Origin of the sequence: Fodinicola feengrottensis (genome assembly GCF_039530045.1) — a bacterium.
GTDB classification, from domain to species: domain Bacteria; phylum Actinomycetota; class Actinomycetes; order Mycobacteriales; family HKI-0501; genus Fodinicola; species Fodinicola feengrottensis.
On sequence record NZ_BAAANY010000001.1, the window covers coordinates 515,432 to 521,779 of the forward strand.

Genomic DNA, 6,348 nt, shown 5'->3' on the forward strand with positions numbered 1-6,348 from the left:
TTGTCACCTCACAACATCACCCTCGCGAAGGTCTTCGTCTCGCGTCACGAGGGGCCCGCGCGGGAGGCGGCGGTCGCGGTGCCGAGGTAGGTGAACGGCACGGGCATCGGGACCGTCACGGTCACGATGGCGTCGAAGTCGTCCAACCGGCACGCGGTCACGTGTGCGGAGTTGGCGGTGGCCACGAGTTGTGCTCGCCGACAGGCCGTGGCCGGGCCGGCGGGAACCTGGTCAGCGGCCGCGAGAGCAGCGAGATCGGCCGCTGCTTCGGCGCGATGTCTCGTGACGCTGGCGGCACCCGCGGTGGCCAGGCCCGCGCCGAGCAACACGATCGCGAGACCAATCGCCAGCAGCCAGATCGAGGCACTGCCGTCGTCCGACCGCACCCAGCGCGCCAGGCCCGCGGCCCCGCCCAACCGTCCAGCCGCGAGGTGGTGGTGAGGGAGCACCCCACCGCGGCTGGACGGTTGGTGGCGGCGCGCCACACGGGGACGCACCGCCCGCTCCAGCCGCCCGGCCCCGAGGTTGCTGACGAGCGGAAGCTCGTCATCGCGGCTGGGCGGCTGGGGACGATGCGCTCCACGACAGCGCACCGCCGGACCCGACCACCTGCCAGCGAGGTTGCCAGCGCGACGGGGTGCGCCATCGCCGGCAGGTGGTCGGTGGCGGCGCGTTATGCCAAGACGCGCCGCCAGTCTGGAAAATCCGGTGATCACAGACCTGTCCCGAACTGCCGGACAGCGGTCATATCCACCACTGACCCCGGCGTCAGTGCCGGTGACGAACCCCGTCATGGCGTCCCCGTCCCCGGCTCCCGGGCGGCCACCGCGGTGCCGTCCACCATCGGTCCGGGCAGCAGCCGTCCCAGCGAGCGGGCCCGTACGGTCACCTCGACCCTTACGAGGTCGCCGGACGAACTCAGCCGGACCGTCGCGCCGGCCGGCGCCACCCGGCGGGCGAAGGCGGCCGGATCACGCTCGCCTCTCGCGGCCGCCCGGGCGCCCTCCCGGGCGGCGTCGACGCACCGCAGCTGGGTGGACACCGCGGAGACCGCGGTCAGCGCGGCGGCCAGCAGGATCACCAGCACGGGGAGGCCGGCCGCCAGCTCCGCGGTGACCGAGCCGGCCTCGGAGCTGGTATGACGACACCGCGACAGCCACTTTGTTGGCCACCCCGCCAGCCACCAACTCGGCCGTCCTGTCAGCCGCTTCGCCGGCCAGGTCAGTCGCTTCGTCAACGACAACGACAACCAGGTGGTCAGCCGTGCAACGCCTTGCCGATGATGGCTTGCAGGGCGGACTGAACGCCCGGACTGGTCACCACCTTCAGCAGGATGCCGGCGAACGCCACCGCCGCGATCGTGCCGACCGCGTATTCCGCCGTGGACATGCCGTCGTCGGCCCGCAGCCTGCCGGCCATCGACCGAAGCCGGCGGCCAAAGCTCAGCTTTCGCATCCAGAATCTCCTTTGCTTCAGCGGCCGGGACGCTCCCGACCGTCACAGATTCAGGAGCCCCGCACTCAGGGGCCCCGCACTTGGCGGCCACGCACTCAGGGCCCACGTGCTCGGCGGACACACACTGAGGAAGGCGGTGCCGGCCGGTCACCGGAGCACTCCCGCCAGCACCGAACCGACCACCGGCACCACTCCCAGCAGCACGAACGCCGGCAGGAAGCAAAGGCCCAGCGGCAGCACGATCAGGACTCCGGACCGACGCGCGGCCGCCTCGGCGGCCGCATCGGCCTCGCCGCGGAGGCGGTCGGCGACCGACGCCGCGGTGTCCGCCAGCGCGGCTCCGCTTTCGGCGGACCGGATGCCCGCTCGGGCCAGGGCGGCCGCGTTGGGCAGGTCGTGCAGCGGTTGCCAGGCCTCCTCTGGAGGGGCGCCCATCGCGAGCGCCGCGCCGACGGCGCCCAACCGGTCACCCAGGGGGCCGCCAACGGCCTCCGCGACCACCTTCAGGGCCCTGTCCGTGGTGGCGCCAGCCCGGAGAGCGGCGGCGAGCAGATCGGCCACCAGCGGCAGCCAGGCGTCCGCCTGGGCCCGGTCGGCTCGTACGGCGGCGGGCTCCAACTTCGCGACTCCGCGATGGATCGCATAGGCCACCGCGCCACCGAGCAAGATCCCCCACCACTGGCCGACCAACGCCCAACTGGCCACTCCGGCCAGCGCGGCCGCGGTCGCCGGCCACCACCTCCGCCGGTTCGCCACGGCGGCCGGCGCCGGATTCACCCTGACCGGCGCGACCACCGCGGCGAGCCGGGCGGCCGCTAGTGAGCGATGGGCCATGGGCTTTCCGGCCAGTACGAGCAAGCCGGCGACCACCAGGGCCGCTGCCGCGACGAAGTTCATGACATCCGCCCGGTGGCTTCGATGATGCGGCGGCTCCACCTCAGGCCGGCGTACTGCAGCAGCACGGCGGCCACGCAGCAGCCGGCACCCACCGGCGTGTGCAGGAGCACGTCCAGCGGGTCCGCGGACAGGCCGTAGCCCATCGCGACCCCGACCGCCGGCAACAGGGCGAGCAACCGGGAGGTGGTGGCCGCTCCGGCTGCCTCAGCGGCCGTACGGGCCCGGCGGCGGCGGGTCGCGCCCAAGTCGGTCTCCAGCCGATCCAGGACAGTCGCGAGGGCCGCGCCGGTGGACTCGGCGACCTGCCACGCGGCGGCGAGCCTGGCCGCCGGTTCGTCACCGGACGACCGCGCGGCGGTTCGAAGGGCAGCCGGGGAGGCGGCGATCGCCGGGTTCAGAAGCCCGGCTTGGACGACCGCCTCGGACGGGCTCGATCCCGCTCGGAGGTCGGCGGCGAGGCCAGCCAACGCGGATTCCAGCCTGTTCCGCTCGGCTTCGGTCGCCCGGCGGATCGTCCGGTCCAGGCCGGCCTTGGCCGCCAGCGCGGCATAGACACCACCGCACAGGGCCGCCACCGGCCCTTGCCAGAGCAGCGCGATCATCGCACCGAGAGCGGCCATCACCAGGGTCGTCCGCCTTGGCGCGTCGACCCATCGGGCCGAGATCGCCGGCAGCGACAACCTCGGTCCCGCGAACGGTCGAGCACGCCCGGAGACAAACTCCAGCCGGCGGGCCGCCGAGCGGTTCGGCCACATCAGCACCAAGGCCGCCGCCAGCAGCGCGGCGACGCAGATGGCGGTCATCACCACACCCCCGAACCACAACAGGCGTGATGCTCCCCGCAGAAGGCCGACATGAGACGGACCTCCGGCCCCTGGCCGAGCCAGCGGCAGCGCCGAAGTTTTCCGGCGGCTGAGCTGCCGGACCACACCACCATGGGCAGATCGGCGACAGTTGGCCGGCCGACCAGCGGGCAGCGGCCGGACGCCACCCGAGCCAGGCCCAGCGGCGTACGCGGCGATGACAGTCGGCAAAGGCACCGAGCGGCCAACGCCTCACCAGCGGCCCTCCTGGCCACTACCGGACGGACGTTCATGGCCGCACCACCGGACACGCGTCGGGGCCGAGACGGTCGGCGAGCAGGTGCCGAAGCAGCGACCAGCCGGCGGCCGGACCTGAGTCATGGCGCCACGCCGGGATCACCTCGGCGCGACCGGTGGCCGAGTTCTGCTCCAGCACGCACACCGCGTCGACCACTCGCAGTCCACCACGGCGGACCAGGTGGACCAGGCATCGCACCGCCGGGAGCAACTGGGCATGCATCGCATCGCGGCCGAGGCCGCCGAGGGCGGCCAGCGCCTCCAGCCGGGCCGGCGCATCGTGGGCGGCGTTGGCGTGCAGCGTGCCGGCGCCGCCGTCGTGGCCGGTGTTGAGCGCGGTCAGCAAGTCGACGACCTCCGGGCCGCGGCATTCGCCGACCACGATGCGGTCCGGGCGCATCCGCAGCGCCTGCCGGACCAGGTCCCGCAGGGTGATCTCGCCGACCCCTTCGGCGTTCGGCGGGCGGCCCTGCAAGGAGACCACGTGCGGATGCACCGGGCGCAGCTCAGCGGCGTCTTCGACCACCAGGATCCGCTCGGCGGCGGCGACCTCGCCGAGCAACGAATTGAGCAGGGTGGTTTTGCCTGAGCCGGTGCCGCCGGTGATCAGGAAGGCGAGTCGCGCTCGTACGACAGCGCGCAGCAGGCCGACCGACACCTCGGTCAGCGCGCCGCGCTCGCGCAGGTCTTCCAGGGTGAACGCGGTCGGTCGGAAGGTCCGCAGGGACAGGCAGACTCCCTGACCGGAGATCGGCGGCAGCACCGCGTGCAGTCGGGTGCCATCAGGCAGGCGACCGTCGACGCACGGGTTCGCGTCGTCCAGCCGGCGCCCGCAACTGGAAGCCAGCCGCTGCGCGAACCGCCGCAACCCGTCCTCACTGGCGAGGTCGTCGCCGCCGATGCCTTCGGCCAGCACCAGGCCCTGACCGCGGTCGACCCACACCTGCGCGGCACCGTTGACCAGCACGTCGGTGACTTCCGGGTCGGCCAGCAGATCCTGCAGCGGACCCGCGCCGGCGATGTGTGAGCGGAGCCGGCCGGCCAGTTCCAGGACCCCACGGTCGGTGAGCGCCACGCCCTCCTCCGCCCGCACCGCAGCGGCCACGTTGCCGGCGCTCGGATCGCGCCGGTCCGCCACCAACCGGCGGCGCACCCGGCCCACCAGCGTCGGCCCCACTTCGGCCATCGACTCGCGTCGGTCCCACACCGCCGCCAGCTCGGCGACCCGCCCGGGAACGGCGGCAAGCGGACCAGTGGCAGCAGACCAGGGCCGGTCGGCTGCCGACACCACCGCTGGCCGCGGCACCGCGGCCAGCGGCTCTGAGCCCGAACGCGGCACCGCCTCCGCCCGCGGCCCGCCCAGAGCCGATCCCAGCTCAGGACGCACGACAGCAACCGGCCGGACACCCCGCGGCACGTCACCGAGCGGCTGCACGGATGCCAGCATCGGGGCAGCACGGCCAGCGGCCGCCGGGGCCGGCGGACGGACGGCGGCGGACGGCGCGGACTGGCCGGTGGGCACGGCGGTCAGGTGCGGGCCATGGAACCGGGCGGAGGCGAGCAGCCGAGCCGAAACCGGATCCAGCGGCGCGGTCATGCCGCCACCTCCATCGGGAGCATGTCCAGCGTCGACAGGAGGGAGCGGCAGACCTCGGCGAGTGGACCGGCACCGCGGCCGGCTGGCGGCTCGCCGCGTTCCAGCGCGGCGGCCAGGCCCGGCTCGGGACGCAACACGCCAGCCAGTGGAAGTCCGAGTGCCCGGCCAAGATCGCGCGAGCGCAGGCCGGCCGGCGCGGGGCCGCGGACCACCACCCGAAGGTCGGAACAGTGCGGCTGGACGACTTTCGCCATCCGGGCGGCGGCCGCGCAGCCACGCACCTCGGCCGGCACCACCAGCAACACTGTGTCGCTGGCCTGCACCGCGGCCGTGGTCGCCTCGTCTGGCCGCCGCGGCAGGTCGACCACCACCAGGTCCCGGCCACGGCGGCCGGCCTCCAGGACGGCTCGTACGGCGGCGGGGTCGACCTCCAGCACATCGCTGCGGTCCCACGAGAGCACACAGAGCTCGCCGACCCGCGGCAGCGCCTTGAGCAGGCTGGGTGCGTTGAGCCGCCCGCCGGGTGGCTGGCCGGTCAGGTCCGGCCAGCGCAGACCCGCGGTTTCCTCACCGCCCAGCGCCAGGTCGATGCCGCCGCCAAGCGGGTCCGCGTCGACCAGCAGCGGCCGCAGCCCGGCTCGGAGGGCGGTGACGGCGAGACCAGCGGCCAGCACTGTCGCGCCGGCGCCACCGCGGCCACCGACCACCGAGACCACCCGGCCGTCCGCGGAGGGGCCGGCGGAAATGGCCGCCATCCGGTCCACCAGCCAGCTCTGCGAGGCCGGCAGCGGCATCACGTGGTCGGCGCCAAGCCGAGCGGCTGCGTCCCAGGCGCGGCTGTCGTCCGTACGATCGGTGACCACCACGACCTGTTCGCGGCGCGGGAACCTGGCCTCCGCACACAGTTCGGCTGCGGTGGCGTCCAACACCACCAGCGGCGCCGACTTCCAGTGCGGCAGCGCGGCGGGCGCATCCCGCACGACATCGGTCTCGGTGCACGCGGCCGCGGCCAGCCGGAGCATGTCGTCGAGCAGCGCGGAGCTCTCGAAAACCAGCAGCGGGCGGTGGGTCAGCTCGGTCAGCCAGGGATCGGCGGTTCGGCGAGGCACGGCACTCTCCAGCACAGACGGGGTCGGGTGGCACTGCGCCCAGCCTCGCCGGATCCGCACCCATCGAACGTCGCCCGACCCGAATCTGTGGACGACCAACCCGACTGGGGATAACCCCTCCCCAGCCAAAATCTGTGCTACGACCCCCGTCACTCACCGTGCCCGCCCCCTTGACCGCATCGACGCGATG

At 73.9% G+C, this 6,348-nt stretch carries 8 protein-coding genes; all 8 read right to left on the minus strand.

The features are described 5' to 3' along the window. Positions 1–44: 44 nt before the first annotated feature. On the minus strand, positions 45–497 hold the full coding sequence (locus ABD301_RS02435; protein ID WP_344306677.1) for an Rv3654c family TadE-like protein: 453 nt from the start codon (positions 495–497) through the stop codon (positions 45–47). A gap of 293 nt (positions 498–790) precedes the next feature. Continuing rightward, positions 791–1,237, minus strand: a complete 447-nt coding sequence (locus tag ABD301_RS02440; RefSeq protein ID WP_279580085.1) for a TadE family type IV pilus minor pilin — start codon at positions 1,235–1,237, stop codon at positions 791–793. Positions 1,238–1,257: 20 nt separating this feature from the next. Then, positions 1,258–1,455 carry a DUF4244 domain-containing protein gene (locus ABD301_RS02445; protein WP_163568145.1) on the minus strand — a complete coding sequence of 66 codons (198 nt, stop codon included), beginning with the start codon at positions 1,453–1,455 and terminating at the stop codon, positions 1,258–1,260. Positions 1,456–1,602: 147 nt separating this feature from the next. Then, positions 1,603–2,352: a type II secretion system F family protein gene (locus ABD301_RS02450; protein ID WP_344306681.1), complete on the minus strand. Its 750-nt coding sequence runs from the start codon at positions 2,350–2,352 to the stop codon at positions 1,603–1,605. Next, positions 2,349–3,155 carry a type II secretion system F family protein gene (locus ABD301_RS02455; protein WP_163568146.1) on the minus strand — a complete coding sequence of 269 codons (807 nt, stop codon included), beginning with the start codon at positions 3,153–3,155 and terminating at the stop codon, positions 2,349–2,351. The genes ABD301_RS02450 and ABD301_RS02455 overlap by 4 nt, the downstream gene beginning before the upstream one ends. Then, positions 3,155–3,448 carry a hypothetical protein gene (locus tag ABD301_RS02460; protein ID WP_163568147.1) on the minus strand — a complete coding sequence of 98 codons (294 nt, stop codon included), beginning with the start codon at positions 3,446–3,448 and terminating at the stop codon, positions 3,155–3,157. The genes ABD301_RS02455 and ABD301_RS02460 overlap by 1 nt, the downstream gene beginning before the upstream one ends. Then, on the minus strand, positions 3,445–5,049 hold the full coding sequence (locus ABD301_RS02465) for a TadA family conjugal transfer-associated ATPase (RefSeq protein ID WP_344306684.1): 1,605 nt from the start codon (positions 5,047–5,049) through the stop codon (positions 3,445–3,447). The genes ABD301_RS02460 and ABD301_RS02465 overlap by 4 nt, the downstream gene beginning before the upstream one ends. Continuing rightward, a complete protein-coding gene (gene ssd / locus ABD301_RS02470) occupies positions 5,046–6,158 on the minus strand; it encodes a septum site-determining protein Ssd (RefSeq protein WP_344306686.1) in 1,113 nt (370 codons plus the stop codon). The genes ABD301_RS02465 and ssd overlap by 4 nt, the downstream gene beginning before the upstream one ends. Positions 6,159–6,348 lie beyond the last annotated feature (190 nt).

Coding starts and splice junctions, on each gene's coding strand:
- ABD301_RS02460 (WP_163568147.1), bottom strand. CDS start 3,448: ATGAACGTCCGTCCGGTAGTGGCCAGGAGGGCCGCTGGTGAGGCGTTG.
- ABD301_RS02455 (WP_163568146.1), bottom strand. CDS start 3,155: ATGACCGCCATCTGCGTCGCCGCGCTGCTGGCGGCGGCCTTGGTGCTG.
- ABD301_RS02465 (WP_344306684.1), bottom strand. CDS start 5,049: ATGACCGCGCCGCTGGATCCGGTTTCGGCTCGGCTGCTCGCCTCCGCC.
- ABD301_RS02450 (WP_344306681.1), bottom strand. CDS start 2,352: ATGAACTTCGTCGCGGCAGCGGCCCTGGTGGTCGCCGGCTTGCTCGTA.
- ABD301_RS02445 (WP_163568145.1), bottom strand. CDS start 1,455: ATGCGAAAGCTGAGCTTTGGCCGCCGGCTTCGGTCGATGGCCGGCAGG.